Consider the following 25015-nt stretch of genomic DNA (forward strand, 5'->3'; position numbering starts at 1 on the left):
CCCCCGTTGTCTTAGGTTTCTCTGTAGTTGGTGTGGTGTCTTCTCTATTTGTTTAACAGACCGTATTCTTGTCTTCGCTTACGCTTTGATGATGTTACCGAGCACGCCGTTGACGAGCTTGGCCGCTTCCTCATCGGCGAACGATTTGGCGAGTTCGACCGCCTCGTTGATCGTCACTTTGTCCGGAATCGTCTCGACGTAGAGCAACTCGTACGTCGCCATGCGGAGAATCGTCCGCTCGACATTTCCGAGACGATCGAGTCTCCAGTTTTTCAAGTTTTCGATGAGCAATTCGTCAATCTCATCTTTCTTTTCTAACGTCTCAACGACGAGTTGTTCGTAGAATGGATCTGAATCCATGCCATCGAGGGCAAATTCAATGGCCTCGTCTACCTCAAGTTTTGATACTTCGATTTGAAAAAGCGTTTGGATCGCTTTTTCCCGTGCTTCATGACGTTTCATTCAGATACTCTCCTTTTGCATGCTTTCATTGTGATAGTTTAGCATAAAGCCTCCATAAATTCAGTACAAAAAACCAGGAAGCCCAAATAATGTTCGGGCTTCCTGGTCAAGGTCATTTCGTGAGCGTCATTTCTTTTTCGACAAATTTCGTGTCGAACGCCCCTGTTCGAAAACGTTCATGGGCCATGACTTGTTGATGGAACGGGATCGTCGTGTGGATGCCCGATACAGTGAACTCGTGGAGTGCGCGAAGCATCTTCGCGATTGCCTCTTCCCGAGTCGGGGCATGGACGATCAGCTTCGCCACCATCGAATCATAGAACGGCGGGATGACAGCACCGGCATAGAGACCGCTGTCGACTCGGACGCCCATGCCGCCAGGAACGATATACTGATCGATTTTCCCGGCCATCGGACGGAAATCTGCAAACGGGTCTTCCGCATTGATGCGGCATTCGATCGAGTGACCACTAAATTTGATGTCCGCCTGGCTAATCGCAAGCGGATGGCCAAGTGCGACTTCGAGTTGTGCTTGGACGAGGTCGAAGCCGGTAATCATTTCGGTGACCGGGTGTTCGACTTGGATTCGCGTGTTCATCTCCATGAAATAAAACTCGTTCGATTCCGGCACGTAAATGAACTCGATCGTACCCGCACCCGAATACTGAATCGCTTTGGCCGCTTTCACGGCTGCGTCGCCCATCGCTTGACGGGTCGTCTCATCGATTGCCGGGGATGGCGCTTCCTCGACCAACTTCTGCATCCGGCGCTGAATCGTACAGTCCCGCTCCCCGAGGTGGATGACGTTGCCGTATTGATCGGCGAGCACTTGCACCTCGACGTGGCGGAACGACTCAATGTATTTCTCCAAATAGACGTCACCGTTGCCGAACGCCTGCTTCGCTTCTTTACGTGTGTCGGTGAGCCCTTTCAAAAGCTCAGACTCGTCAAAGGCGACACGGATTCCACGCCCTCCGCCCCCGGCCGTCGCCTTGATGATGACCGGATATCCAATCTCGCGGGCGAGTTCGATCGCTTCCTCGTCGGTGACGACACCGCTCGACCCCGGGACGACCGGAACGCCCGATTCAATCATCGTTCGTTTCGCCTCGTCCTTGATGCCCATCTTCCGAATCGCATAGCTACTCGGTCCGACGAACTGAATGCCGCACGCCTCGCTCATCTCGGCGAACTCGGCGTTCTCGGCTAAGAAGCCATAACCTGGATGAATCATCGTCGCATCGACCGCGCACGCGACCGACAAGACGTTCGGGATATTCAAGTATGAGTCTTTCGACGGGTTCGGTCCGATGCAGTATGCCTCATCAGCAAGACGGACGTGCAACGCCTCGCGGTCCGCTTCCGAGAATACGGCGACCGTCGGGATATTTAACTCTTTCGCGGCCCGGATGATACGGACCGCAATCTCTCCACGGTTAGCAATGAGTAGTTTCATACATACCTCACTTCACGCTGAAGAGCGCTTGGCCGTATTCGACTAAATCGCCATCCGCGACGAGGATCTCGACGATCTCCCCGCTGATTTCCGTCTCGACATCATTGAACAGTTTCATCGCTTCTAAAATACAGACGACCTGTCCGGCTTCGACGCGGTCGCCGACTTGTACGTAAGCGTCTTTGTCCGGTGCCGGACGCGAATAGAACGTCCCAACCATCGGTGACGTGATCGTGCGCAAGTTGCTCGGCGCAGGTGTTGGTGCCGCTTCTTGTTCTGTCTCGACGACTGGCGCAGGTGCTGCGACCGGGGCCGCGTGCACGATCGGTGTATGAGTGGCGGCGAATTGTGGAGCCGCTTCTTTTTTCAATGAAAGTTTAAACTCCGGCGTCTCGAGTTCCATCTCGTGAACGGACGTCTGATCGAGTAATGTGATCAGCTCTTTAATGTGTTCGATTTGCATGAAATAACCCCCTGTTTATACCTGGTACTAATCTCTACTCTACTATAACTGGTCAGACCAGTGAATGCAACGACAAAAAAGGGCCCATTCCGAAGAATGGACACCCTTGGTTTACCCGTTATAGCGGCCCGTGAACTCGCCTGTGCGCGTGTCGACCGTTACTTTTTCGCCTGGCTCGATGAAGAGCGGCACTTGAATGATGTGGCCCGTTTCGACCGTCGCGTTTTTCTTCACGTTCGATGCCGTGTCGCCTTTGACGCCTGGATCGGCTTCGACAATCGTCAAGACGACCGTCGTCGGAAGCTCGATTCCGAGAATCTCACCGTCGTAGTCAGCGATACTTACTTCCATGTTCTCGAGCATGTACGGGAGCGCCGCTTTCACTTGCTCGCCCGTCAATTCGAGCTGTTCATACGACTCTGTGTCCATGAACACGTACGTATCGCCCATCGGATAGAGGTACTGCATGCGTTTCCGTTCGATGTGCGCACGTTCGATGCGCTCGCCACCACGGAACGTCGTCTCTTGAATCGCACCTGTGCGCAAGTTACGCATTTTCGTGCGGACGAAAGCCGCGCCTTTACCTGGCTTGACGTGTTGGAATTCGATGACTTGCCAAATCGAACCGTCAGACGTCTTGACCGTTAAGCCTGTTTTTAAATCGTTAACTGATACCATGTTGATTTCCTCCTAAAATGAGCTGAGACTCAAGCCTCAATCGTAATTAACTCTTTTGGCGACTGCGTGAGACGGATGTTCCCCGTCTCCGTGACGACCACGTCATCCTCGATGCGGCAACCGCCGATCCCAGCAATATAGATACCCGGTTCGATCGTGACGACCATCCCCGGCTCTAGCACCGTCTCCGAACGGAATGACAAGCCTGGTGCCTCATGCACTTCCATGCCGAGACCGTGGCCTGTCGAATGTCCGAAGTATTCACCGTAGCCCGCGTCTTTAATCACGTCACGCGTCAATGCGTCCGCCTCGATTCCCGTGATGCCAGCTTTCGTGCCCTCGACACCTGCGAGTTGAGCCCGGAGCACCGTATCGTAAATCGTCCGCAACTCGTCCGAGATGTCCCCGATAGCGAGCGTACGTGTGATATCCGAGCAGTATCCTTGATAGTAGGCACCGAAATCGAGCGTCACGAGTTCTCCCGCTCCGATGACCTTGTCGCTGGCCACACCGTGCGGCAATGCCGAACGATGCCCTGACGCAACGATCATATCGAACGAAGATGAGTCCGCACCTTGGGCCCGCATGAACATTTCCAGTTCATTCGCGACTTCTTTTTCGGTCCGCCCTGGACGGATGAACGTCTGGATGTGCGCAAACGCCGCGTCCGCAATCGCCGCGGCTTCCTTCATTATCTTAATCTCTGACTCATCCTTAATCAAGCGTAGCTTTTCGACGATACCTGACGTCTCGACGAGCTCGGCTGCGACTTCTTTTTCATACGTCCGGAACTGGCCGACCGTCATGTCATCTTGTTCGATGCCGAGGCGCTTCACCGCTTGCTCTGTCACGACTTCCGCCACCGACTTGATGAGCGACGTCTTATGCTCGATGATGTCGAAGCCTTTTACTTGGCTAGCGGCTTGTTCCGTGTAGCGGAAATCCGTGATGAAGCTCGCCGACTGCGCCGTGATTACGAGGACACCGCTCGACCCGGTGAAACCAGATAAGTAGCGGATGTTTTCCCGTTTCGTCACGAGCAATCCGTCGATGCCGTTCGCTTCTAGCTGACCTTGCAGTTTGTTGACCCGTTCAATCATGTCGATTCCTCCAATGTACGAGCAATGCCTGCAACGCGAGCGTATAGCTCGTCAAGCCGAAACCGCTGATGACACCGAGACAAACGGCGGCAAGTTTCGATTCATGACGAAACGACTCCCGTGCATGCACGTTCGAGATATGTACTTCGACGACCGGGGCTTTGATGGCGGCGATGGCATCCCGGAGCGCAATCGACGTATGCGTGTACGCCCCCGCATTAAAGATGACCCCCGCATAATCGTACGCTTCATGGAGCGCATCGATCAGTTCGCCTTCATGGTTGGAGTGGACGAACGTCAACTGAACATCCTCCGGGGCGGCGAGCAATAGCTCCGCCGTCAATCCCTTCAACGAGACGTCCCCGTATACGTCCGGTTCCCGCTTCCCGAGCAGATTCAAATTCGGTCCATTTAAGACGAGTATATGCACAAGTCTTCCCCCCTGTTCGTCAAGTCGCCTCTATTGTAACAAATTTAACGGTTCGTGCGACAATCGACGTTCGTGAGGTTTCGTTTTTTACGTGAATCACGGTATAATTCAACTATATAACTGTAGGAATCGAGGAAATGACATGAAAACTAAACCAATGATTCCCGTCGGTGGCCAGGCGCTCGTGGAAGGCGTCATGTTTCAAGGACGCGCCGAGAGCGCTTCGGCGATTCGACGGAAAGACGGGTCGATCGAGACGTTCCAGCAGCCCCGCATTCTCGTCCCGTGGGTCCAATCGTTAAAAAAAATCCCATTCCTGCGTGGTGTGGTCGCGCTATACGAATCACTCAAAAATGGTTCGGCCCATATGACGTTCGCAAGCGATCGTTATGACGTCGACCCGAGTGAGGACGAGGCAACGAAACCAGAAGAGAAAAAACAGAACATCTTGATGGTCGTCATGATCGCCATCGTCGGCGTCATCTCATACGTGTTCGGGAAGCTGATTTTCAACGTCACCCCGGCCCTTCTCGCCGCCATGTTCCAAAGCGTGCCCGCATTGTCCGGTCATGTGATTCAAAACCTCCTCGAAGGGGGAATAAAATTAGTATTGTTGCTCAGTTACCTTTATTTGATTTCCTTGACGCCACTTATCCGGCGCGTGTTCCAATATCACGGGGCCGAGCACAAGGTGATCAACTGTTATGAGTCCGGACGACCGATTACCGTCGATAACGTTCGGGCAAGCTCACGCCTCCACTATCGCTGTGGATCGAGTTTCATCCTATTCACCGTTTTCGTCGGCATCGGCGTTTACATGATCGTCCCGATCGACCCCCTCTGGGTCCGACTCGTCAGCCGCATCGCTTTGTTGCCAGTGGTCATCGGCATCTCGTTCGAGGTGCTCCAATTCACAAACCGCTTCCGTGAACATCGCTTCTTGTCCGTTCTCGGCAAGCCTGGGTTGTCTTTACAATTGTTGACGACGCGCGAACCGAATGACGAACAAATCCGTGTCGCCATCGAGGCGTTCGAGACATGGGAACGTTCAGAACTAGGTCAACCGGCCGTGCAAAGAGAGGGATAAAGAGGAGGAAAGCACCATGATCAGACAAAGAATCGGCTCGACCGCAGCCACGATCGTGTTCATCTTAGGCTTCATCGGTGTCGGACATATGCTCGCGACCGACCCTGGTCGATTGTTCAGACAGTTGCTCTTCATCGGGATTTTCGGGTTAATTTTCTATGTGATTTATCGAGTTTTCATGGCGCCGAAAATTTCGGCTGAGGATATGCGTTACCGGAAGACCGCTCAAGCCTCGAAAAAACGGATGCAACGCCCAGGTGCGAATCCGAAAGTCAAGCCGTCCACTGCGGCCAAGAAGAAAGTGAAACCCAGTTCGAACGTGACGAAACTGTCGAAGCGTCCGACCCGCTCGGCGCATCGCAGTGACGCCCCTCACTTGACCGTCATCGAAGGCAAGAAAGGCAAGAAGAAAAAGAAAGCCAATATGTGAAAACGAACCAGGCCATATCCGGCCTGGTTCGTTTTTCATTCTGTCTCGACGAAGCCGATGTACGGCAGATTGCGGTACTGTTCGGCATAATCGATGCCATACCCGATGACGAATTCATCTGGAATCTCGAAACCGACATAATCCGCATCCAACGTGACGAGCCGGCGGGCCGGTTTATCGAGAAGTGTACAAATCTTCAATTCTCCCGGTTGATGTAACGTCATGTGCTGGCATAAGAATTTGAGCGTCTGTCCCGTATCGATGATGTCCTCGATGATGACGACGTACTTTCCTTCGACATCGAGATCTAAATCTTTACGGAGTTGGACGTTCCCACTCGAGACCGATTTCTTCCCGTATGACGACGTCGCGACCGTGTCGAGTTGGACACTGCCCGTCATCTCGCGCATCAAGTCGGCTGCGAAGACGAGCGACCCTTTTAAGACGGCCACGAGGACGATCGGTGTCCCTGCCGCATCGCGTTCGATTTGTTGGGCGAGTTCCGCCACACGTTGTTTAATCTGCGCTTCGTCAAACAGTTTCCCTTTGATTTGAATATCCATAATGTCGGCGATTGTTCGCCGTCACCCCCTTATCTTTCTTACCAGCACCCATTCTATCATAAAAACGGCTTAAAAATAGACTTTACTTGAAAAATATGAAGTCATCGTTCGGTTTTAGGTTAGATTTACGTATAAAACGACCGTTTCCGATTCGATTCATCGGTCGCGGTCGTTTACATTCACTCGTCTTCAGAGCGGTTCACCTCTTGAAACGCACGAAACTGTGCCATCAGTTCCGGTTTGTCTTCGAAAAATTCGACGAATTGGGTCATACAGTCGAGCGTATTTGAGCTTAAGTGGTGCTCAATCCCTTCGACATCCTCATAGACGTGAGCTTCGTCGACGCCAATCAAGCGTAGAAATGACTCGAGCATCGCATGCCGTTCGACAAGCCGTTTCCCGATTTTCTGGCCTTTGTTCGTCAGCATGAGACCTCTATATTTCTCATAAATCAAATAGTCTTCCCGGTCGAGCTTTTGCACCATTTTCGTGACAGAGGAGGGATGCACCCCTAAATGTTCGGCGATATCGGATACGCGAGCGTATCCTTTCTCCACCATCAGCAAATAAATTCGTTCTAAGTAATCTTCCATACTCGGTGTCGGCATGGGCATAGCCTCCCCTTATGTTCCGTTCTGCAATCTCTATTTTAACGCAACCATTTAGAAACCGAAAGCAGAACGGGGAAATCCATCAGTCAATCATTGTCTCATGACCTTAAATTCTTTATAATGGATGTTGGTGAAACTTAATAGAGAAAGGGAGAACATCAATGGGAATCGAAACTATCCTCGTCATCATCCTATGGGCTGCGCTCATCGCATACATCGTCTGGCGTTTCTTGCCGGCTCGCGGTTTGAAGAAAATGAAGCAAGAAGAGTTCCGTGCATCGCTCCGTAAAGGTCAATTGATCGACGTCCGTGAACCGAACGAGTACAAGGGAGGCCACATCGTCGGCGCCCGTAACATCCCGGTCGGACAAATGAAACTGCGCATGAAAGAACTTCGCAAAGATCAACCGATCCTCATGTATTGCCAAGGCAAGTCACGTACGAACCAAGCGGCCAAGCTGCTCATGAAAAATGGTTATACGGACATCTACATGCTCGACGGCGGCTTCAAAAACTGGAAAGGGAAAGTCAAAAAAGACTGACCCGCTCACTACGTCCACTCCTTCTAGCGGAGATGGACGTTTTTTTGCGCCAAAAAACCCGCTCGCTTATAGCGAACGGGTTCGGTTTCAATTGATGGACGACGGTTGGCGTCGTTCGTATTTGAGCACCGGCTTGCGAGCAGCGAGCGTCTCGTCGAGTCGTTTGACGACCGTGGTATGCGGGGCCGTCTGAACGATTTCCGGATTCTCTTCTGCCTCTTTGACGATTTGGAGCATCGCGTCGCAGAATGCGTCGAGCGTCTCTTTCGATTCCGTCTCCGTCGGTTCGACCATGATGCACTCCTCGACGTTGAGCGGGAAGTAAATCGTCGGCGGATGGTAGCCGAAATCGAGCAATCGTTTGGCGATATCGAGCGTACGCACGCCGAGCGCTTTTTGACGTTTTCCAGACAAGACGAACTCATGCTTGCAGAACGTATCGTACGGCACATCGAACGCATCTTTCAAGCGGGCGAACATATAGTTGGCGTTCAATACCGCTTCGCGTGAGACGCGCGTCAACCCTTCCGCGCCCATCGTCTTGATGTAGCTGTAGGCACGGACGTTAATCCCGAAGTTGCCATAGAACGGTTTGATGCGGCCAATCGATTGCGGACGATCATAATCGAGTGTGAAGCCCGTTTCGGCACGGCGCGCAATCGGCGTCGGCAAATACGGAATCAAGTCGCGCTTCACTCCGACCGGTCCAGATCCTGGACCGCCACCACCGTGCGGGCCCGTGAACGTCTTATGCAAGTTCAAGTGGACGACGTCGAAGCCCATATCCCCAGGACGGGCGATGCCTAAAATCGCATTCGAGTTGGCTCCGTCGTAATAAAGCTTACCGCCGGCCTCGTGGACGACTTTGGCAATCTCCAAAATGTCGGCCTCGAACAAACCGAGTGTATTCGGGTTCGTCAGCATGAGCGCTGCCGTATCGGCCCCGACTTTTGACTTCAAGTCTTCCAAATCGACGAGCCCACGCTCATCTGATTTGACGGTCACCGTCTCGAAACCGGCAACGACGGCCGAGGCCGGGTTCGTTCCGTGTGCCGAATCCGGCACGAGTACTTTTGTCCGCTCCATATCACCGTTGTGATGGTGGAACGCCTTGATGAGCATGAGACCGGTCCATTCTCCATGGGCCCCGGCTGCCGGTTGAAGCGTCACTTCATCCATGCCGGTGATTTCGGCAAGTTGTTCTTGCAGGTCGACCATGAGCTCGAGCGCCCCTTGAATCGACTCGACCGGCTGCAACGGATGGATATGGGCGAAGCCGGGGAGGCGGGCCATATCTTCATTCACTTTCGGGTTATATTTCATCGTGCACGAGCCGAGCGGATAGAAGCCGGAATCGACACCGTGGTTGCGTGTCGACAGCGACGTATAATGGCGGACGACATCAAGTTCCGATACTTCCGGAAGCTCGGCCGCTTCTTGACGGATCATCGAAGCCGGTAAGAGCGTGTCCAAATCGACTTCCGGCACGGTCGGTGTCGGCAAGTTATAGCCCGTTCGTCCTGCACGTGACACTTCGAAAATTAATGTTTGTTCGTGTTGCATCACTTCATCCCCCCAACCACTTCAACAAATTGATCGATTTCTTCTTTCGTCCGAAGCTCCGTCGCACAGAGCAACATTTGCGTCTGCCGTTCTGTCTCATACGAGCCGAGTGGCAAGCCGCCGATGATGCCGGCCTCGAGCAGATGACGCGACACATCTTCCGCATCGACTCCGAAGTCGACGACGAACTCATTGAACATCGGCCCTTCATCGATTACCGTGTATCCAGCAGTCTTGAGTGCTTCTTTCATGTAATGGGCCGTTTGAATGTTACGGACGGCCATGTCACGAATCCCGTACTTCCCGAGGGCAGACATCGTGATTGATGCCGCGAGCGCATTGAGCGCCTGGTTCGAGCAGATGTTTGACGTCGCTTTGTCACGACGGATGTGTTGTTCCCGCGCCTGAAGCGTCAAGACGAAACCGCGCTTCCCATCCTCATCGACCGTTTGACCGACGAGGCGGCCTGGAAGTTTGCGCATGAGTGCTTGTTTGACGGCGAAGTATCCACATGAAGGACCGCCGAAGCTTTGCGGGATTCCGAACGGTTGGGCGTCACCGACTGTGATGTCGGCACCGAGCGCACCCGGTGATTCCAGAATACCGAGCGCGAGCGGATTGCTCGACACGACGAACAAGGCGCCGGCGTCGTGCGCTGCTTTCGCGAGGGCTGACAAGTCCTCGACACGACCGAAGAAGTTCGGATATTGAACGACGAGGCACGAGGCATCCGTCAAATCGATGTCAGATATATCGGTCACTCCCGCACTCACGTCCGTATATTCGACCGTGAGCCCTGGCCCACCTGCGTATGTTCGGATGACATCCTTCGCTTCCGGATGGACCGCTCCTGATACGACGACACGTTTTTTCTTTGTATGGGCACTCGCCAGATACGTTGCTTCAGCGAGGGCAGTGATGCCGTCATACATTGACGAGTTGGCCACGTCCATCCCCGTCAATTCGCAAATCATCGTTTGGAACTCGAACATCGCTTGGAGTTCACCTTGCGAGATTTCAGGTTGATACGGCGTATAAGCAGTATAGAACTCGGAACGGAGAAGCATATGGTTCATGACGCTCGGAGAGAGGTGATCGTACATCCCGGCCCCGAGGAAACTCGGAGTCGATTTCGTGTGCACGTTTTTTTCAGCCAGCTTCGTCATATGACGAACGAGGTCAACTTCCGGAAGCGGCGCACCGATGGCCGCTAAAGAAGCAGTCTCCCGGAGCGATGCTGGGATATCCTCGAGTAGGTTTTCAATCGACTCTACGCCAATCGTCTGCAACATGTCACGCTCATCTTGCTCTGTCATCGGTAAATAACGAAACTCCATTCTATTCATTCTGAATCCCCCTGTTTCATTTACGTTTATAAAACGGTGTCGGTACACGTTCGGCTTCTATTTTTTTACCCCGAACTTCAACAATAAAGTGTGTCGCCTCCGCGAAACGGCGATCGACGCGCGCCCAGGCAATTGATTCGTTCACCGTCGGCGGCATCGTACCAGTCGTGACAACACCAATCGTCTCTCCGTCAACTTCGACCGTCGCGCCTTGACGAGCGATACCGCGCCCGAGCAAACGCAAGCCGATCAATCGGCGCGGGATGTCTTCTTTTTGCTTCACGAGGGCGTCCTTACCGATGAACTCAGTATCGAGTTTGACGGCAAAGTTCAAGTTCGCCTCGAACGGAGTGACCGTCTCATCAAGCTCGTGCCCATAGAGCGGGAGGCACGCTTCGAACCGGAGCGTGTCACGCGAGCCGAGCCCGCATGGCGTGACGCCTTCAGCTTCTAACGCTGACCAAATTGCGGCTACGTCTTCGGCGCGGGCATACAATTCAAACCCGTCCTCCCCCGTATAGCCGCTGCGTGAAACGATGGTCGACACGCCGGCCACGTCGCCGGTCATGAACCGGAAAAACTTGATGTCGGCCAGCGGCAAATCCGTCAAACGGCCGAGCACTTGTTCAGCCATCGGTCCTTGGATGGCGATTTGACCATAGGCGTTCGACTCATCCGTCACCGTGACGTCCCCTGTGACATATTCACGGACGTGCGCCACATCTTTTTCGATATTCGAGGCGTTGACGACGAGCCAAAATGCGTCTTCATCGAGTCGATAGACGAGCAGGTCGTCGACGACACCGCCGTTCGGTAAACAGAACAGATTATACTGCGCCTGACCGATCTGTAATTTAGACACATCGTTCGTGACAAGACGTTGCACGTTCTCGAGCGCATCCGGTCCTTCGATGCGAATCTCCCCCATGTGTGACACATCGAACATCCCGACGTTGTTGCGAACCGCTTGATGCTCTTCTTTAATCGATGAGAACATGATCGGCATCTCAAACCCCGCAAAATCCACCATCTTCGCCTTAACGGAAATCAAATCATATAAAGGCGTACGTTTTAACGATACTTTCTCCATATTATCCCCCAATCCCGAACGTAAATAATGTATTTCGTGAAATATTTCGTTTTCTATTCCACTTTATCAATTTTTTGCGGCTCTGCCTAGCCAAAATGGGCAAAAATAAAGAGGATGGAAAACGAAAACGTTTTCATCCTCATTATTTCATATTTTAGTCTCAGTGGAAACGTCTGGGCGTTCGATTCCAGCGGTCCGTTTAATTTCTTTCGTCAAGCCGACGGTCGCTTGTTTCAGCTCCATCGTCTCGTCCTTCACTTTCACCGAATAGGCTTTCATCTGTTTCACCGATGCATTGACCGTATCCACGTGTTGTTTAATCTCATTGACGAGCCCTTGGATGACGTCGGCACGGATTTGGAACCGTTCCGTCAAGCGCTTCACGCGACGAAGGTCTGCCTTCATTTTATTACGGTACAATAAGAAGCCATACAAGCCGAGCCCGACAAGTGCGAGTACGATAATCCCAAGATTAATCCAAATCATCCTTCTACCTCCTTCAACTGATTCAATGTATGCGCGATGGCCTCTGTGCAGAGCGAAGCGTCAAGCACGTGATTTGCGCGCGCATAGAGCGGTCGACGACGTTCGTACAACGTGTGAACGGCCGCTTTTCCGTTACGAACGAGTGGACGGTCCGAGTCTTTAATCCGTTCCCAACAAGCTTCAAACGGCAAGTCGAGCGTGATGATGACACCTTGCTCTCGCATCCATTCCATATTCGCTTCCCGTTCAACAATCCCTCCGCCCGTCACGATATAGTCAGCGCGCGCATTTTGTAACAGTCGACTCTCTTGGAGCCGAAACGCTGCTTCGCCGTAACGATCGAAATATGCCGGGATGTCCATACCGGTATGTGTTTCAAACAACTCGTCCAAATCGATGACGTGATTCGATTTTGCAAGATATTGTTTTAAGCTTGATTTACCTGTACCCATAAATCCAATGATGTAAAACGGTTTAGTCATCGAAATAAATCACCTCTTTATGTCGTTCACCGGTCTGAAGACGTACGTCGACCTCAATCGTCCCAGTGCCGAGCGGACGGCATTGGATTGTGCCGGTCGGTCTCGTCAACGCGACCGCGGTCGACCCGCACGTCCGCTCCGCCACCATCACGTGAGCCTCGAAGCGAATCGCCAAGGCATCGAGCGCCAATTGTTCAGTGCTTCGTTCGATATCAGTATACCAAAACATTGCCCCGCCGAGTAACCACGTCAGTACGATTAACGTCGACATCACAAAGTATCCGCGCGCATGCACATCACGTTCTTCTCGCGCGGCCCGGTCGCATCGTTCCATTGAATTCGAAAACCTTCTCCTACCGGTTCGACCCGGTACGCCTCGATTCCTCTTAAAAATAGCAAATTCCCTCCCCCGTCTCCGACCATGACCAAGTTCCGGTCGATTTGTTTGAGCGTCCACGTCCATGTCGTCCCGTCCGGGCGCACATGCGTACCGACGAGACGGCCCGACACGACGTCACAATCGCGGCTCTCGAACAGTTTCCGCACCATCAGTTGCGGCGTCGTCTGGACTTTCGCCCGAGGTTGTTCATAAAATGCTTGTCCGAGGACGAGGAAGTGGACCATCAGCCCGATGAAGAGCGGGATGATCAAGATCGTGAGACTCACTTCGAGCAAGGTGAAGCCCGAATCAAAGCGTCGGCAGGCAAAGGTCGCCGTCACAGATTGTTTGGCGTCCGCTCGGGTTCGCGGCATCGCGCAGCACCTCCCCTTGGAGCCGTTCATACGTACGGACGGTCGTCTCGAGGCGCTCGACCCGTTCCGTCGCCGCCTCGATGAATGGGGCAACGACACCGACCCAAGCCAGTAAGAGCGCCAGACTGAGGCAAATCTCCCAAAACGTGACTCCTTGCTCATTTCCCTTCAACGCGCAACACCTCCGGCTCGTACGTCCCCATCCTGAATTTTAACGTCACCATCGTCGTTCCTGAATAGAACTTCCACTGTCCCGCATACGTCGCTGCCGTGCGTGAAAAGACGATTTCACTATTGGTCGGCAAACTCAGATCGACCCCTTCCGGCACCACGCGGGACACGATTGGTGTCGTCCCGCAAGCGATTTGGTAGCGCCGTTCTTTGAGATACCAACGTAAACGCGGCACACACGAGCCGTCGGAGGCGACGTAGGGCGCTTGTCCCACTTCGGCGATGTCACTCACGAGCGCCTCCGTGAAATCGAATAATGCCAACCGGTCCATCGACCGGACGACCGGGGTCGCCATGAGGAGCAGGAGTGCCAAAATGACGAGGACGGCCGCCGTCTCGATTAACGTATAGCCGTCTCGCCTCACTGTTTCGTCAACGTACCGGTCGTCGGCGCATACGTGTACACGAGCGACTGACAACTGTATTCGAGCGGACTCTCAGTCGTGGCACGGTCGATCGCCACTAACGTCTCAGGGTACGCTTTATGTTCCGCGTAATACAAATTGATTTCGGACTCGACGATGCGCACACTGCCCTCGCAACTGACGCTGTCCGCTCGTGACTTCCCGTCTGACATCGACGGGACGAGGAGCAAGAGCAACACCGAGATAATTAGCAAGACGGCGGCCATTTCGACGAGCGTGAATCCTTGTTCTGATTTGAAGTGTGTCATAATCAGATTCCTCCTTGTCATAGTTGAGACATGATTAGTTTGACCGGCAAATAAATCGTATAAAAGATCATCGTGACCATCACCGTTAAAAATCCGTATAACATCGGTTCGGCCTTGGCGATCAGCTGCTTCCAATACAGCTCCATCTCTTCGAACACGAGATCCCGATGAATCATCATGATTGATCCGAGCTCCCCGCTCACCGTCCCGACGCCGAACAGACTGACGACTTCATGCTCGAGCAAACGCTCTTGCCGCGCCGCCGCCTCGAGTTCGCACCCGGCCGACATGCGCTCATGCATCCGTCTCGCGATGCTCGCCACTTCACCGTCTCCTCGTGACAGCCGCTCGATGATGTGACGGACCGAACCCTGTCCTTCACTCAACAAGGCTAACTCACTGACGAACAAGTACGTCACATACAGCCGTCTACCTCTCTCGACGACACGTAGCGGCACGAGTCGGCCGCGTCGGCCGTTCCAATAGAGGCCGGCCCCAGTCACGAGCAATCCGACGAACAGACCTGGGAAAAACCATCGCGACAGAAGAATCGCGTTCAGCCCATCGAGCGTATCGACCTCTACCATCGTCAACAGCTTTGGGAAGATATACAGGGCGTAAATCGCACCGAGCCCGAGCAGCATCGTCAAAATCACGAGCGGGTACCGTGCCAACTGGCTGAGTTCTTGCCGTAGATTGCGGCGCATCGTCGATAAGACGAGCACTTGCTCAAGCCCTTCCAAAAAATGATGACCCCGTTCGGCTGTGACGAGCATCTCTCGCATCCTCGGGTCGATGACGAGTCCCTCGAACACGTTGGCGAGCGGGCGTCCTTGCTCAAGTTGATTCCGCATCTCACGGATGACTAGTTTCATTTTTCCACGTTCATGCAGTTCGAGTGTCTCGAACGTCTTCTTCAACCCGACTCCACGTGACTGGAGTCTGAGGAAGCGGCGAATGATGGCCAACTCCTTGCTCAATTGGTCTCGGACCACGTACAGCTCACCTCGTCTTCCCGGTGCAGGATGCACCAATGCCGTGTGACTTCCATCTTCCCCGTGAGCTGTTCGAGTCGCCGTTCGCCATCGGTCACACTCGCCGTATGGAACGTCGCAATCGTCATATGACCGCTGAGTGCCGCATCATGCGCCACCCTCAACTCCTCACTCGTCCTGATCTCTCCGATGACAATTACATCCGGATCGGCCCGGAGCGTCTCTTTCAGCAACGTGCGATGGTCGAGTCCCGCTTTCGGATTGACTTCGAGTTGAATCACGCCCGGCACTTGCTTCTCCGGAGGGTTCTCAATCGTGACGATGCGTCGACCGGCCAAACTTTGTAAAAACGCATATAGGACGGTCGTCTTCCCCGCCCCGGTCGCGCCCCCGATTAAGAGCAGACCTTGCCGCAACGTCGACCATTCGTTGAACCGATGGACGTCCTTGTCATCTAACAACTCCGCTAAGTGGAACGAGGCGTTCGGAAGCCGCCACGACATGAGCGTACGGTCGAACGATGGTAGGAAAGTGACCCGGATTGCCTCAACTGACCCGGTGTACATACCAGACTGGGGCACGCGATGATCTGTTTCCGTCAACGAGCACCAATACTTCATATGTAAGGTCAATCGTTCATAGTCTGTATGTGTCATCGTCTCCAATCGTTGCAAGTGTGCCCCATGCCGTACTTGAATCATCACCTCGTCCTCTAACGGCATGAAATGGACATCACTTGCCTGCAACGTACGTGCCGCATCAATCACTCGCTCAACTATTCGCATCATCTCCGCCACCTCAACATGAGCATAAAAAAAAGCCCACTCGTTGGAAAGTGGACTTGCGTCATGAAACGTTTGCAGTTGTCGATTCGAAACGGCGGGCATACGCTTCGATTGTCGCCTTGTCATAACCGACAATGACTTCGTTGCCATCCGTCAAAATTGGGCGTTTCAATAGTTTCGGATTTTCGCTCATCAACTTGAGCAACTCGCTCAGCTTTAAATCTTCGACGTCAATATCTAATTGCTTGAACGCCTGACTTCTCGTTGCGAGAAGCGAGTCGACTCCGTTTTCGCTCAGTGCCAATAGCGTCTTCAATTCGTCCACGGTCGGAGCGTTGCGGAAGATATGGCGCTCGCTTACCTCAAGGTGCTGCTCCTGTAAAAACGCTTTCGTCTTACGGCATGAAGTGCAGCTCGGGTACGTGTAGAACATCAATTCATTTGCCATTTCAATACCTCCTCTATAATGTGTGGAACGATTCGTTCGATGTGTGTAAGTTGATTATACAACCTTATACCCGTTTTGTACATATTTTGTACAAGTTTTTTTATTTTTTTGTACAACCTTGCCCAACGTTTTTATTTCACATATTTTTCACGATTATTTTGCTCAATTCACACGTTTTCATAGCATTTTTCTGAATGTGTTGGTAAAATAGTGAATGAGAATGGAATAATGCACGTATGGGGGGATTAACATGGCGAGAATGTTCCGTGTCCTAGGCTTTTGGACTGGGTTGATCGCGGCGCTTGCTTTCGTAGGCGCACTCGGTGGAGATCAAAGCAGTAGCGAACATAGTGGTGACTTCGTCGTAATGGGTCTTGTCTTTTTAGCTCAAACTATTTTCTTCGTCGCACTAGGCTACTTGAAACTCACTGAAAAAACGTATGTATACGTGTTCGGCGCTTATTTGACTGTCTTCTTCGTCGTCTTCACGTATTGGAGTAACTTCCAAATGTAAAAAAAGATTGTCTCCTCGTGAGACAATCTTTTTTTAGTTATCTGTCGAAAAACGGATTCGTCCGAATCTCGGCCTCGAGCGTCGTCTTCGGCCCATGACCTGAATAGAGCACCGTTTCACCCGGTAATAACTGACGCATGCGATCGATCGATCCAAGCAACGTCGCTTGGTCACCACCGTACAAATCGGTCCGTCCGACCGACTGTTTGAAAATCAAATCCCCACAGAAGGCGATGCGTTCGGTCGGGAAGTGAAGCGTGACGCTACCCGGCGAATGACCCGGCGTGTGATGCAACTCGATGGTGAACGCACCGATTTCGAGCGTCTTGCCTTGATAGATCCGTTCGGCCGGTCGCATCGCCGCACTTGGCAGATGAAACTTCGCCGCCCCGTTCTTCTCGTCGTCCATCAGCCACGTCCGTTCCGCTTCATGGACGTAGACCGGGACGTTGTAACGGTCACGCAAGGCATCGATTCCCCCGATATGGTCAAAGTGGGCATGTGTCAACAGAATGGCGTTCAAGCCACCGAATCGTTCCACTGCCTCGAAGAATTTCGGGTCATCCGTGCCCGGGTCGACGATGAGGACCGTACCTTCTTTTTCGAGTACGTATCCGTTCTCTTGGGCCAGGCCCGATGTGATTCTTACTATGTTCATCCAGAACACCTCCCCCATCATTCTAATCGATATTGTGGCAAAATTGTAGCGGAGGCTTTCTTTTCTCGACAGCGTCTACATTATCGGATAAAATAATAATGATATTTCAGTGAAATTTTTATGAATTTCATGACGTATAATAAAGGGGGAACTCGTCATGCATTTGTATGAACCATTTGGATGGATCTCGCTCATCGTTGCACTCGTTGCAATCTGGGGAATGGCCCGTTCGTTTAAGAAGCGCCAATTCTTTCCACTTGCTTTCGCCGCGGTCACTGTACTCGTATTCGGATTTTTCGGCGTCGCGACATTGATTTACGGTGGAATCCCAGGCTAATGAGCACGAAGACGACTCTGGTCGTCTTTTTTTGTATAACCAATAGCGCCGTCCCGGCTAAGCGGGACGGCGCTATTGGTTATTGTTCGGTCTGCTCTTTGAAGCGGAGCAAATCTGAGTAAATCAAATCATCGTTCATTTGGAGAATCTTCTCTGCTTCTGCACTATCCGGTCCACAGAGCGAGACGTCCTCGACGACTTCACCGCTCGAAGCGTCATAGCATGTCGATTGCGTCCAGACGTATTCGTCGGTGATGACGGTACCGTCCCGGAAGATGGCGCGGCTCGTCCGGTCTTCCGATAACAAGTCACTTCCGAAACCTACCGTGTCCGACGTGTCGATCCCGAGCAAGTGCAAGATTGTCGGCTTCATATCGACATGACTGCCGATTGTCTCGTGCACTTCACCTTTGTCTTGTCCCGGTAGATGAACCGCGAACGGGACGGACTGGAGCTTGGCGACGTCGTATGGCGTCAACTCGTCTTTGCCGAGCAAGTCGGCCATCGCGTCATTATGGTTCGTCGAGATTCCGTAATGGTCACCGTAGACGACGAAAATCGTGTCGTCCCACATACCGTTCGCCTTCAACTCGTCGATGAACAAGCCGAGCGCGTAATCTTGATACGCAAGCGCCTGCGGGAAGTTGTTAAGCGTCGTCGAACTCGTCTCGAATTTCGGCACGAGTTCGTAGTCCTCGCTCGGCATCGTGTACGGGAAGTGGTTCGTGAGCGTGATGAACTTCGCATAGAACGGTTCTGGTAGCTCCTCGAGCATCGGAATCGACTGTTCGAAGAAACTGTCATCGAGCAGTCCCCATTCAGTCATGTCCTCGGGGTTGCCGAGGTCATAGCTCTTCTCATCGAAGAACTGGTCGACGCCGATGTTTTTATACATCAAGTCCCGGTTCCAGAACGATTTGTTGTTCGCATGAAACACGGCCGAGTAGTAATTATCTTCCTTTATCAATTCAGGGAGTGCCTGATACTCGTTATCGGCGTTCGTGAAGTAGACGGCACCACGCGGAAGTCCGTATAGCGAGTTGTCGAGTGCGAACTCGGCATCCGACGTCTTCCCTTGACCGACCGTATGGTAATAGTTCGGCCAGTAGTGGGACTCTTCGATCAGTTTGTTCAAGTTCGGTGTGATGTACTCACCGTTCGACGCTTTCATGTTGTGCGTGAAGTTTTGGGCCGACTCGAACGAGACGACGATGACGTTCTTGCCTTTATATTTCCCGAAGTAGTCCGGGTTCGGTGCTGCATAGTGTTGACGAGTGTACTTCTCAATTTTGGCGAGTTCTGACCCGTCAGCCATCGCCTTCTGGGCCGACGTTTTCGTTTGGAGCATCGCATCGTAGACGTGGAAGTTGAACGTCCCGATATTCTTGACCAACAGTTCTCGGTCGAACGAACGAGTCAACAGTTCCGGACGCTCTGTTTCAGCGAGCGACAAGTTGAACAAGAACACGACGACGGCCGTCGCGAACGTCACGAGCGCTCTCCGATGAGAGGCCGCCGTCGCTGTCGCGTTGATGCGCCATAGAATGAACGGCAAGACGAGAACGTCCCCGAGGATAATCAAATCTTTCCATTCCAACAGTGACGTGAACGATGTCGACAAAGTCTCCATGTTCGACGGTTGCAAGATGACCGGCATCGTCAAGTAGTCGGTAAACTCGCGGTAATAGACGGCATCCGCAAACAAGATGAACGATGCTGCGGCATACAGCACGTACAAGACCCATTTCTGCTTATTTCCTTTAAAGAAGAAACTGAACGCGAATAGGAATAGAGTGGAGCTGATCGGGCTGATCAGCAAAATGAATGCCTGAGCGGTGTTTTCAATCGGGATATTGAAGAAAAATTGGTAAACTACGTACGTCTTCGTCCAAAGTAATAGCGAGAAAATCCAAAATAACCGATATTCATGAAACGAAGCGCGGACCGTATCATTCAGTCGCATAGTAAGCTTCGAGAAGCTCTGAGATGACTTCATCTGACGGCCTCCTCCTCTGTTCAACGGGCGACGATATGAACTGATTCGCGTCCCCCTATTTTTTATAAGTCCAATTGGCTTGTTATCCATTTCACGTACGATAACAGTCCGGTATCAAGTCCAAATCTTACCCCTTTTTTAACAAAAAATCAACTCCGTCATTACAAATTTTACATTATCCCATACCCGTTCCAAATAAAAAACACGCCTGCGTCAAATCGCAGGCGTACATGGACAAACGTTATACACGAGTCGGGATAAAGTGTTTACGAGCGAGCCACGCACAACCGATGACACCCGCATCGTTCTCGAGTTCCGCGATTTTGAACGCCGTCGACGCATAGACGCGCTCGAGGGCGAACCGTTTGAATTGCTCATCGAGCGGCTTGAGGAGTGCTTCGCGTGCTTTCGAGACGCCTCCGCCGATGACAATCATCTTCGGATTCAACGTGTTGGCGATATTCGAAATCGTCAATCCGAGATATTCGGTCATCTCGTTCACGACTTCTGTCGCAACGACATCATTCGCTTTATACGCTTCGAATACATCGCGTGCCGTCACTTCGTTTAGTTCGTTCAATGACGTCGTCCGACCTTTACGTTTTTGGAGCGCCAGACGGGCGACACCTGTAGCCGAAGCAATCGTCTCGATGCAACCTTTACGGCCGCAGCCACACATGACGGCTTTCGACTCGTCACGCTCAACCGTGATATGGCCAATCTCCCCAGCCATACCGGCAGCCCCGTGGACGATATTGCCGTTCGTGATGACACCGCCGCCGACGCCTGTGCCGAGCGTGATGGCGAGCAATTCTGACGCGCCTTCGCCTGCCCCTTTCCACATTTCACCGAGTGCGGCAGCGTTGGCGTCATTTTCTAAGACGGCCGGCAAACCGACCGCTTTCTCGAACTCGCTGACGAGCGCAAAGTTTTTCCAGCCGATATTTGGTGAATATTCGACCACACCCTCTGAAAAATTGACGAAGCCTGGTGCCCCGATGCCCGCTCCTGCGAAATCTTGCTTCGCTTTGCCCGACGTTTCTAAATAGGCTTCGAATGAAGCGGCAATATCAGTCGGAATATGTACCCCGTTCTCACGAATATCCGTTGTAATCTCCCACTTGTCAGAAATAATCCCGTTCATATCGAGGACGGCCATCTTCACCGTCGTTCCACCAATGTCGATTCCTAATAACCACTTCATGTGTTCCACTCCTCGTCTCGATTAAATCGCTTTCATCCCATAGTTTACACTATTAAACCCCTAGTGCAAACCTTTGCACTAGGGGTTTTCTGTCAATCTCTTGAATTTTTCAATTCATGGGTCAAAATAATCTTGGCCGTGTCATATTCCCGTTGTTCAATCATTCCGCCCGCATGCAACTCATCGAGTTCCATCATCATGAGCCCGATCTCGGCATCGCGCTCCCCGATATAAATGATCGTGCCGAACGATTTCAAAAATTGCTGGACGTCATAAAAATTCTTCATCGTTCGTCCTCCATCGTGGTGAGCACGAAACGGTACAGCAGTTCCCGCGTCGCTTCGAGCGATTTGAGATGCGTCCGCTCATAGCTATGGCTCGACTCGATGCCTGGTCCGACGAGCGCGTGGCGCACATCGTAGCCGGCTCCGATTGCAGCCGATGCGTCCGATCCATAGTACGGATAGATATCGACTTTATGGGCAATGTCATGTTCCCGACATAACGCGGTGAATTGACGGCGCAACCCGAGATCATACGGGCCTGACGAATCTTTCGCACAAATCGAAACTGTATACTCGTCCGAGTGTTGGCCGTCCCCGAGCGCACCCATATCGACAGCGATATATTCAGTCACCGCTTTGGGAATCCCGGCATTGCCCCCGAACCCGACCTCTTCATAGTTCGAGATCAAGTAATGGACCGGGTGCGGCAACTCCGCCCCGACCAGATCTTTCGCCAAATCGAGCAAGATGGCAACGGACGCCTTGTCATCGAGATGACGTGATTTGATATAACCGGCGTCGGTCTGACGGAAGCGCGGGTCGAACGAGACGAAGTCCCCGACCTCGATACCGAGGGTCCTCACGTCTTCGGCTGTATGGACGTCCGCGTCCAAGCGCACTTCGATCGTTGACGCCGTCCGTTCGGCGCTATTCGTGTCCTTATAGACATGAACGCTCGATTGATGAATGAGAATCGTTCCTTCAATCGGCGCACCCGTCTCGGCATGAACCAGACAGTTCTCCCCTTCGATTGCGGTCCAGGCGTATCCGCCGACTTGCGTCAAGCGCAAGCGGCCGCTCGGCAAGATTTCTTTCACCATCGCGCCCAGCGTATCGACATGGGCCGTCAACAGACGGGCACGATCCGATTTGCCCTCAAATGTCGCCAGAAGCGCTCCTTTGTTCAAGCGTTTCGTGGGGATCCCGAGTGCAGTCAGTTCTTGTTCGACGAATCCGATCGCCTCGTCCGTCATCCCGGACGGACTTGGAATTTCAACCAATTGCTTCAACGTTTCAATCATACTCTTACTCCTTTGTCATCGATTGTAGCCGAGCCAAAATAATGCGCCGGACGCCACGAACACGAGCCCAGCAAATAGCAAGCGACGTTTCTTCACGTGTTCATCCGGTAAGCCGACCACTCCCGCCATCAGAAAGCCCCCGACGAGTCCACCCGCGTGTGCGGAATGGTCCAAACTAGCGCCAAGGACGAAAGCGAGTCCCACGTTTAATCCTAACATAATAAACAGTGGAGGGCCGAGTGTCTTCATAAATAAGGAGCGGTCGCGAAGTCCGAAATAGAGCAGTGCGCCGACAAGCCCAAACAATGCCCCGGACGCGCCGGCCGAGATGGCTTCGCTGAACGCATACGACGCGACCGTGGCGATGACACCTGCCAACAGATAAATGGTGGCGAAACGCGTCGACCCGTACATTCGTTCCACGAGCGGGCCGAGTGACCAGAGCGCGAACATGTTGATGGCGAAATGGAACCAACCGATATGAAGGAACATCGGTGTGATCAGACGCCACCATTCACCTTCGTCGATGAGAGGATTCACTTTCGCACCGAAGCGGATGAGCGTGTTCGGATCGAGCGTCGAGCCGATTGATTCGGCGAACCACATGACGAGGAACGTCACAAACATGAGTGCATAGACGAACTGAGGCTTCCCAAAGGCGAACCGTTGCTTCAGTTCATTTTTTCGTTGTTGGTCGAGAGCGACTGCACGCGGGCGATATGACGTTTCCGTTTCGGCGCACGGCCGCATCTCGAGCTTCACTTTTGCCGCAATCGGGAACGTGAGCGACGACAGACGCTCTTCATCGACGAGCGGGTCCCCATAAATGTGGACATGGAGCTTCTCGCGGCCGATTCGGGCCAAGCGAAACGAGTTCATGACCGCCTCGACGTCCAAGGCGACATGGTTCGCCCACGCCTTATCTGTCCGTATGTAGAGGTGATAGACATCCCCCGCTTTCGTGTCAAACAATAAAAGTGCCCGCGACGGCTCTAAGACGCCCTCGATGCGTCCTCCTGCTTCGACGGCACGATATACATCTTCCCAAAAACAAGCTGGTTCTGTCATGTTGGCTCACCTCCTTCCATACTTTCATTCTAAAGGAATTTAGGTGGGACGACAAAATCGAGCATCGCCCCAATCTGCCCCGCTCTTCCGTCAGCCCAAAAAAAACCGTAGTGGCGGGAGCCAACTACGGTCATGACAGAACGAGTAATCGTTTTTATAAGACAGGCTGCATCGTTTTCAATAACACTTCTGCCGAATGATGCATCTTTTGTTTTTCTTCGTCTGACAACTCGATTTCCACGACTTGACGGACTCCTTGGCGGTTGATGATGGCCGGTACACCGATATGGATATCGTTCAAGCCGTATTCACCATCTAAATGTGCGCCGACCGTCAACAACGTGTTCTCGTTACGGAGCACGGCCTTGACGAGACGGAGCAAACCGAGGCCGATGGCGTAGTACGTCGCGCCTTTGCGCTCGATGATGTGGTACGCCGCGTCCCGAACGTTGACGTAGATGTCTTCGAGGTCTTCCCATGTATACTCGTCGTTCTCTTCAAGCAACTGCTCGACCGACTTCCCGTAGATGCGGGCGTTGCTCCAGGCCGCGAATTCCGTGTCTCCGTGCTCACCCATGATGTAGGCGTGGCAGTTGCGTGGATCGACGTTGAAATAGTCACCGAGCATGTATCGGAGACGTGACGTATCGAGTACCGTTCCTGATCCGAACACGCGGTGCTTCGGTAAACCTGAGTATTTCCAAGCCAAATGTGTCATGATGTCGACCGGGTTCGAAGCGATGATGATGATGCCGTCAAATCCAGATGCCATGATATCCCCAATCATCGATTTCATGATTTTGGCGTTCTTCTCGACGAGGTCGAGGCGAGTTTCACCCGGTTTTTGTGGTGCACCGGCAGTGATGACGACGATATCTGCTGCACCACAGTCCGTATAGTCCCCTGCCCAGACGCGCATCGGTGAAGAAGCGAACGAGACGCCGTGGTTCAAGTCCATCGCTTCGCCTTCCGCCTTCGATTTGTTGATGTCGATAATGACGAGTTCCTCACAAAGACTTGCTGTCGTCAATTGGTACGCAAAACTGGCACCGACCGCTCCGGCCCCGACGAGCGCGACGCGTGTTACTTTTGCATGATTTAATGTTTCCATATTGATTCTCCACCCTTCGAACAATCTGTTTCATGTTTTTGTTATGTCTGTTACATAAAGATTGTAACATCATTCACAAACACTCACTACTAAGGAAACCGTTTTCACTTTGGCGATATTGTGACAAAATTCACATTCATTTGAAAC

General features: G+C 52.5%; 33 protein-coding genes. 5 read left to right on the forward strand and 28 right to left on the reverse strand.

The window, feature by feature from the left end:
* Positions 1–78 precede the first annotated feature (78 nt).
* From nusB to aroQ, 6 genes are all read right to left on the reverse strand, one after another.
* The gene (gene nusB, locus KNP72_RS00980; RefSeq protein ID WP_214720370.1) at positions 79–462 is read right to left on the reverse strand and encodes a transcription antitermination factor NusB; all 384 of its coding nucleotides are present in this window, start codon (positions 460–462) and stop codon (positions 79–81) included.
* 112 nt (positions 463–574) lie between these two features.
* Entirely contained in the window at positions 575–1918 is a 1344-nt protein-coding gene (gene accC / locus KNP72_RS00985; RefSeq protein WP_214831849.1) for an acetyl-CoA carboxylase biotin carboxylase subunit, read from the reverse strand.
* Between the two features lie 7 nt (positions 1919–1925).
* The gene (accB, locus tag KNP72_RS00990) at positions 1926–2381 is read right to left on the reverse strand and encodes an acetyl-CoA carboxylase biotin carboxyl carrier protein (protein WP_021067705.1); all 456 of its coding nucleotides are present in this window, start codon (positions 2379–2381) and stop codon (positions 1926–1928) included.
* Between the two features lie 111 nt (positions 2382–2492).
* Positions 2493–3059 (reverse strand): elongation factor P, encoded by a 567-nt coding sequence (gene efp / locus KNP72_RS00995; RefSeq protein WP_021067706.1) that lies wholly within the window; start codon positions 3057–3059, stop codon positions 2493–2495.
* A gap of 29 nt (positions 3060–3088) precedes the next feature.
* Positions 3089–4156, reverse strand: a complete 1068-nt coding sequence (locus KNP72_RS01000) for a M24 family metallopeptidase (protein WP_286038421.1) — start codon at positions 4154–4156, stop codon at positions 3089–3091.
* Entirely contained in the window at positions 4152–4589 is a 438-nt protein-coding gene (gene aroQ / locus KNP72_RS01005; RefSeq protein WP_214831851.1) for a type II 3-dehydroquinate dehydratase, read from the reverse strand. The genes KNP72_RS01000 and aroQ overlap by 5 nt, the downstream gene beginning before the upstream one ends.
* A gap of 142 nt (positions 4590–4731) precedes the next feature.
* Here aroQ and KNP72_RS01010 point away from each other — a divergent pair, with 142 nt between their 5' ends.
* Entirely contained in the window at positions 4732–5676 is a 945-nt protein-coding gene (locus KNP72_RS01010) for a DUF1385 domain-containing protein (protein WP_029595268.1), read from the forward strand.
* A 16-nt stretch (positions 5677–5692) separates the two neighbouring features.
* Positions 5693–6106, forward strand: coding sequence for an SA1362 family protein (locus tag KNP72_RS01015; protein WP_021067710.1), 414 nt, complete (start codon positions 5693–5695; stop codon positions 6104–6106).
* Positions 6107–6141: 35 nt separating this feature from the next.
* Here KNP72_RS01015 and hpt read toward each other — a convergent pair whose 3' ends face one another.
* Positions 6142–6669 (reverse strand): hypoxanthine phosphoribosyltransferase, encoded by a 528-nt coding sequence (gene hpt / locus KNP72_RS01020; protein WP_029595267.1) that lies wholly within the window; start codon positions 6667–6669, stop codon positions 6142–6144.
* Positions 6670–6848: 179 nt separating this feature from the next.
* A complete protein-coding gene (gene mntR / locus KNP72_RS01025; RefSeq protein ID WP_021067712.1) occupies positions 6849–7277 on the reverse strand; it encodes a transcriptional regulator MntR in 429 nt (142 codons plus the stop codon).
* 170 nt (positions 7278–7447) lie between these two features.
* Between mntR and KNP72_RS01030 the strand changes: the two genes are divergently transcribed.
* Positions 7448–7822 carry a rhodanese-like domain-containing protein gene (locus KNP72_RS01030; protein WP_081637957.1) on the forward strand — a complete coding sequence of 125 codons (375 nt, stop codon included), beginning with the start codon at positions 7448–7450 and terminating at the stop codon, positions 7820–7822.
* Positions 7823–7909: 87 nt separating this feature from the next.
* On the opposite strand, the gene gcvPB is transcribed toward KNP72_RS01030, so the two are convergent.
* The 13 genes from gcvPB to KNP72_RS01095 form a co-directional block, all read right to left on the reverse strand.
* Positions 7910–9385: an aminomethyl-transferring glycine dehydrogenase subunit GcvPB gene (gene gcvPB, locus KNP72_RS01035; protein WP_021067714.1), complete on the reverse strand. Its 1476-nt coding sequence runs from the start codon at positions 9383–9385 to the stop codon at positions 7910–7912.
* The gene (gcvPA, locus tag KNP72_RS01040) at positions 9385–10722 is read right to left on the reverse strand and encodes an aminomethyl-transferring glycine dehydrogenase subunit GcvPA (protein WP_029595265.1); all 1338 of its coding nucleotides are present in this window, start codon (positions 10720–10722) and stop codon (positions 9385–9387) included. Before gcvPA ends, gcvPB begins: the two co-directional genes overlap by 1 nt.
* A 25-nt stretch (positions 10723–10747) precedes the next feature.
* Entirely contained in the window at positions 10748–11821 is a 1074-nt protein-coding gene (gene gcvT, locus KNP72_RS01045) for a glycine cleavage system aminomethyltransferase GcvT (protein WP_058763896.1), read from the reverse strand.
* Between the two features lie 147 nt (positions 11822–11968).
* The gene (locus tag KNP72_RS01050; RefSeq protein WP_021067717.1) at positions 11969–12307 is read right to left on the reverse strand and encodes a hypothetical protein; all 339 of its coding nucleotides are present in this window, start codon (positions 12305–12307) and stop codon (positions 11969–11971) included.
* Complete coding sequence (locus tag KNP72_RS01055) at positions 12304–12789, reverse strand: shikimate kinase (RefSeq protein ID WP_021067718.1); 486 nt, start codon at positions 12787–12789, stop codon at positions 12304–12306. The genes KNP72_RS01050 and KNP72_RS01055 overlap by 4 nt, the downstream gene beginning before the upstream one ends.
* Positions 12782–13060 carry a hypothetical protein gene (locus tag KNP72_RS01060; RefSeq protein ID WP_021067719.1) on the reverse strand — a complete coding sequence of 93 codons (279 nt, stop codon included), beginning with the start codon at positions 13058–13060 and terminating at the stop codon, positions 12782–12784. Before KNP72_RS01060 ends, KNP72_RS01055 begins: the two co-directional genes overlap by 8 nt.
* Positions 13060–13542: a prepilin-type N-terminal cleavage/methylation domain-containing protein gene (locus KNP72_RS01065; RefSeq protein WP_214831852.1), complete on the reverse strand. Its 483-nt coding sequence runs from the start codon at positions 13540–13542 to the stop codon at positions 13060–13062. Before KNP72_RS01065 ends, KNP72_RS01060 begins: the two co-directional genes overlap by 1 nt.
* The gene (locus KNP72_RS01070) at positions 13478–13714 is read right to left on the reverse strand and encodes a hypothetical protein (RefSeq protein ID WP_021067721.1); all 237 of its coding nucleotides are present in this window, start codon (positions 13712–13714) and stop codon (positions 13478–13480) included. The genes KNP72_RS01065 and KNP72_RS01070 overlap by 65 nt, the downstream gene beginning before the upstream one ends.
* Positions 13701–14138, reverse strand: coding sequence for a prepilin-type N-terminal cleavage/methylation domain-containing protein (locus KNP72_RS01075; protein WP_029595260.1), 438 nt, complete (start codon positions 14136–14138; stop codon positions 13701–13703). The genes KNP72_RS01070 and KNP72_RS01075 overlap by 14 nt, the downstream gene beginning before the upstream one ends.
* Complete coding sequence (locus KNP72_RS01080) at positions 14135–14446, reverse strand: prepilin-type N-terminal cleavage/methylation domain-containing protein (RefSeq protein ID WP_029595259.1); 312 nt, start codon at positions 14444–14446, stop codon at positions 14135–14137. Before KNP72_RS01080 ends, KNP72_RS01075 begins: the two co-directional genes overlap by 4 nt.
* Positions 14447–14463: 17 nt before the next feature.
* Positions 14464–15441, reverse strand: a complete 978-nt coding sequence (locus KNP72_RS01085) for a type II secretion system F family protein (protein WP_029595258.1) — start codon at positions 15439–15441, stop codon at positions 14464–14466.
* A complete protein-coding gene (locus KNP72_RS01090) occupies positions 15423–16226 on the reverse strand; it encodes an ATPase, T2SS/T4P/T4SS family (protein ID WP_251128802.1) in 804 nt (267 codons plus the stop codon). The genes KNP72_RS01085 and KNP72_RS01090 overlap by 19 nt, the downstream gene beginning before the upstream one ends.
* 61 nt (positions 16227–16287) lie before the next feature.
* Positions 16288–16674 (reverse strand): Spx/MgsR family RNA polymerase-binding regulatory protein, encoded by a 387-nt coding sequence (locus KNP72_RS01095; RefSeq protein ID WP_021067726.1) that lies wholly within the window; start codon positions 16672–16674, stop codon positions 16288–16290.
* A gap of 250 nt (positions 16675–16924) precedes the next feature.
* Between KNP72_RS01095 and KNP72_RS01100 the strand changes: the two genes are divergently transcribed.
* Complete coding sequence (locus KNP72_RS01100) at positions 16925–17188, forward strand: DUF2626 domain-containing protein (protein WP_021067727.1); 264 nt, start codon at positions 16925–16927, stop codon at positions 17186–17188.
* Positions 17189–17225: 37 nt separating this feature from the next.
* Here the strand turns inward: KNP72_RS01100 and KNP72_RS01105 are convergent, their stop codons facing one another.
* Complete coding sequence (locus KNP72_RS01105; RefSeq protein WP_029595255.1) at positions 17226–17846, reverse strand: MBL fold metallo-hydrolase; 621 nt, start codon at positions 17844–17846, stop codon at positions 17226–17228.
* A 157-nt stretch (positions 17847–18003) separates the two neighbouring features.
* On the opposite strand from KNP72_RS01105, the gene KNP72_RS01110 reads away from it, so the two are divergent.
* A complete protein-coding gene (locus tag KNP72_RS01110; protein WP_029595254.1) occupies positions 18004–18183 on the forward strand; it encodes a DUF2759 domain-containing protein in 180 nt (59 codons plus the stop codon).
* A 79-nt stretch (positions 18184–18262) separates the two neighbouring features.
* Here KNP72_RS01110 and KNP72_RS01115 read toward each other — a convergent pair whose 3' ends face one another.
* The 6 genes from KNP72_RS01115 to KNP72_RS01140 form a co-directional block, all read right to left on the reverse strand.
* Positions 18263–20179: an LTA synthase family protein gene (locus KNP72_RS01115; protein ID WP_214831855.1), complete on the reverse strand. Its 1917-nt coding sequence runs from the start codon at positions 20177–20179 to the stop codon at positions 18263–18265.
* 241 nt (positions 20180–20420) lie between these two features.
* Complete coding sequence (locus KNP72_RS01120; RefSeq protein WP_029595252.1) at positions 20421–21383, reverse strand: ROK family glucokinase; 963 nt, start codon at positions 21381–21383, stop codon at positions 20421–20423.
* 92 nt (positions 21384–21475) lie between these two features.
* Positions 21476–21670, reverse strand: coding sequence for a YqgQ family protein (locus KNP72_RS01125; RefSeq protein ID WP_021065735.1), 195 nt, complete (start codon positions 21668–21670; stop codon positions 21476–21478).
* Entirely contained in the window at positions 21667–22689 is a 1023-nt protein-coding gene (locus KNP72_RS01130) for a M42 family metallopeptidase (protein ID WP_214717357.1), read from the reverse strand. Before KNP72_RS01130 ends, KNP72_RS01125 begins: the two co-directional genes overlap by 4 nt.
* A 15-nt stretch (positions 22690–22704) precedes the next feature.
* Positions 22705–23757: a rhomboid family intramembrane serine protease gene (locus KNP72_RS01135; RefSeq protein ID WP_021065733.1), complete on the reverse strand. Its 1053-nt coding sequence runs from the start codon at positions 23755–23757 to the stop codon at positions 22705–22707.
* A 154-nt stretch (positions 23758–23911) separates the two neighbouring features.
* Complete coding sequence (locus KNP72_RS01140; RefSeq protein WP_021065732.1) at positions 23912–24868, reverse strand: L-lactate dehydrogenase; 957 nt, start codon at positions 24866–24868, stop codon at positions 23912–23914.
* Positions 24869–25015: the final 147 nt, after the last annotated feature.

Origin of the sequence: Exiguobacterium sp. s152 (genome assembly GCF_018618335.1) — a bacterium.
GTDB classification, from domain to species: Bacteria; Bacillota; Bacilli; order Exiguobacteriales; family Exiguobacteriaceae; genus Exiguobacterium; species Exiguobacterium chiriqhucha.

What these genes read in the sequence shown, in the direction of transcription:
- efp (WP_021067706.1), bottom strand. Translation starts at nt 3,059, where the DNA reads ATGGTATCAGTTAACGATTTAAAAACAGGCTTAACGGTCAAGACGTCT.
- KNP72_RS01140 (WP_021065732.1), bottom strand. Translation starts at nt 24,868, where the DNA reads ATGGAAACATTAAATCATGCAAAAGTAACACGCGTCGCGCTCGTCGGG.
- KNP72_RS01130 (WP_214717357.1), bottom strand. Translation starts at nt 22,689, where the DNA reads ATGATTGAAACGTTGAAGCAATTGGTTGAAATTCCAAGTCCGTCCGGG.
- gcvPA (WP_029595265.1), bottom strand. Translation starts at nt 10,722, where the DNA reads ATGGAGTTTCGTTATTTACCGATGACAGAGCAAGATGAGCGTGACATG.
- KNP72_RS01090 (WP_251128802.1), bottom strand. Translation starts at nt 16,226, where the DNA reads ATGCGAATAGTTGAGCGAGTGATTGATGCGGCACGTACGTTGCAGGCA.
- KNP72_RS01055 (WP_021067718.1), bottom strand. Translation starts at nt 12,789, where the DNA reads ATGACTAAACCGTTTTACATCATTGGATTTATGGGTACAGGTAAATCA.
- mntR (WP_021067712.1), bottom strand. Translation starts at nt 7,277, where the DNA reads ATGCCGACACCGAGTATGGAAGATTACTTAGAACGAATTTATTTGCTG.
- accB (WP_021067705.1), bottom strand. Translation starts at nt 2,381, where the DNA reads ATGCAAATCGAACACATTAAAGAGCTGATCACATTACTCGATCAGACG.
- gcvT (WP_058763896.1), bottom strand. Translation starts at nt 11,821, where the DNA reads ATGGAGAAAGTATCGTTAAAACGTACGCCTTTATATGATTTGATTTCC.
- KNP72_RS01050 (WP_021067717.1), bottom strand. Translation starts at nt 12,307, where the DNA reads ATGATTTGGATTAATCTTGGGATTATCGTACTCGCACTTGTCGGGCTC.
- KNP72_RS01080 (WP_029595259.1), bottom strand. Translation starts at nt 14,446, where the DNA reads ATGACACACTTCAAATCAGAACAAGGATTCACGCTCGTCGAAATGGCC.
- KNP72_RS01060 (WP_021067719.1), bottom strand. Translation starts at nt 13,060, where the DNA reads ATGTCGACGTTAATCGTACTGACGTGGTTACTCGGCGGGGCAATGTTT.
- nusB (WP_214720370.1), bottom strand. Translation starts at nt 462, where the DNA reads ATGAAACGTCATGAAGCACGGGAAAAAGCGATCCAAACGCTTTTTCAA.
- KNP72_RS01010 (WP_029595268.1), top strand. Translation starts at nt 4,732, where the DNA reads ATGAAAACTAAACCAATGATTCCCGTCGGTGGCCAGGCGCTCGTGGAA.
- KNP72_RS01125 (WP_021065735.1), bottom strand. Translation starts at nt 21,670, where the DNA reads ATGAAGAATTTTTATGACGTCCAGCAATTTTTGAAATCGTTCGGCACG.
- accC (WP_214831849.1), bottom strand. Translation starts at nt 1,918, where the DNA reads ATGAAACTACTCATTGCTAACCGTGGAGAGATTGCGGTCCGTATCATC.
- gcvPB (WP_021067714.1), bottom strand. Translation starts at nt 9,385, where the DNA reads ATGCAACACGAACAAACATTAATTTTCGAAGTGTCACGTGCAGGACGA.
- KNP72_RS01110 (WP_029595254.1), top strand. Translation starts at nt 18,004, where the DNA reads ATGCATTTGTATGAACCATTTGGATGGATCTCGCTCATCGTTGCACTC.
- KNP72_RS01120 (WP_029595252.1), bottom strand. Translation starts at nt 21,383, where the DNA reads ATGAAGTGGTTATTAGGAATCGACATTGGTGGAACGACGGTGAAGATG.
- KNP72_RS01065 (WP_214831852.1), bottom strand. Translation starts at nt 13,542, where the DNA reads ATGCCGCGAACCCGAGCGGACGCCAAACAATCTGTGACGGCGACCTTT.
- hpt (WP_029595267.1), bottom strand. Translation starts at nt 6,669, where the DNA reads ATGGATATTCAAATCAAAGGGAAACTGTTTGACGAAGCGCAGATTAAA.
- KNP72_RS01015 (WP_021067710.1), top strand. Translation starts at nt 5,693, where the DNA reads ATGATCAGACAAAGAATCGGCTCGACCGCAGCCACGATCGTGTTCATC.
- KNP72_RS01100 (WP_021067727.1), top strand. Translation starts at nt 16,925, where the DNA reads ATGGCGAGAATGTTCCGTGTCCTAGGCTTTTGGACTGGGTTGATCGCG.
- KNP72_RS01115 (WP_214831855.1), bottom strand. Translation starts at nt 20,179, where the DNA reads ATGAAGTCATCTCAGAGCTTCTCGAAGCTTACTATGCGACTGAATGAT.
- KNP72_RS01135 (WP_021065733.1), bottom strand. Translation starts at nt 23,757, where the DNA reads ATGACAGAACCAGCTTGTTTTTGGGAAGATGTATATCGTGCCGTCGAA.
- KNP72_RS01105 (WP_029595255.1), bottom strand. Translation starts at nt 17,846, where the DNA reads ATGAACATAGTAAGAATCACATCGGGCCTGGCCCAAGAGAACGGATAC.
- KNP72_RS01095 (WP_021067726.1), bottom strand. Translation starts at nt 16,674, where the DNA reads ATGGCAAATGAATTGATGTTCTACACGTACCCGAGCTGCACTTCATGC.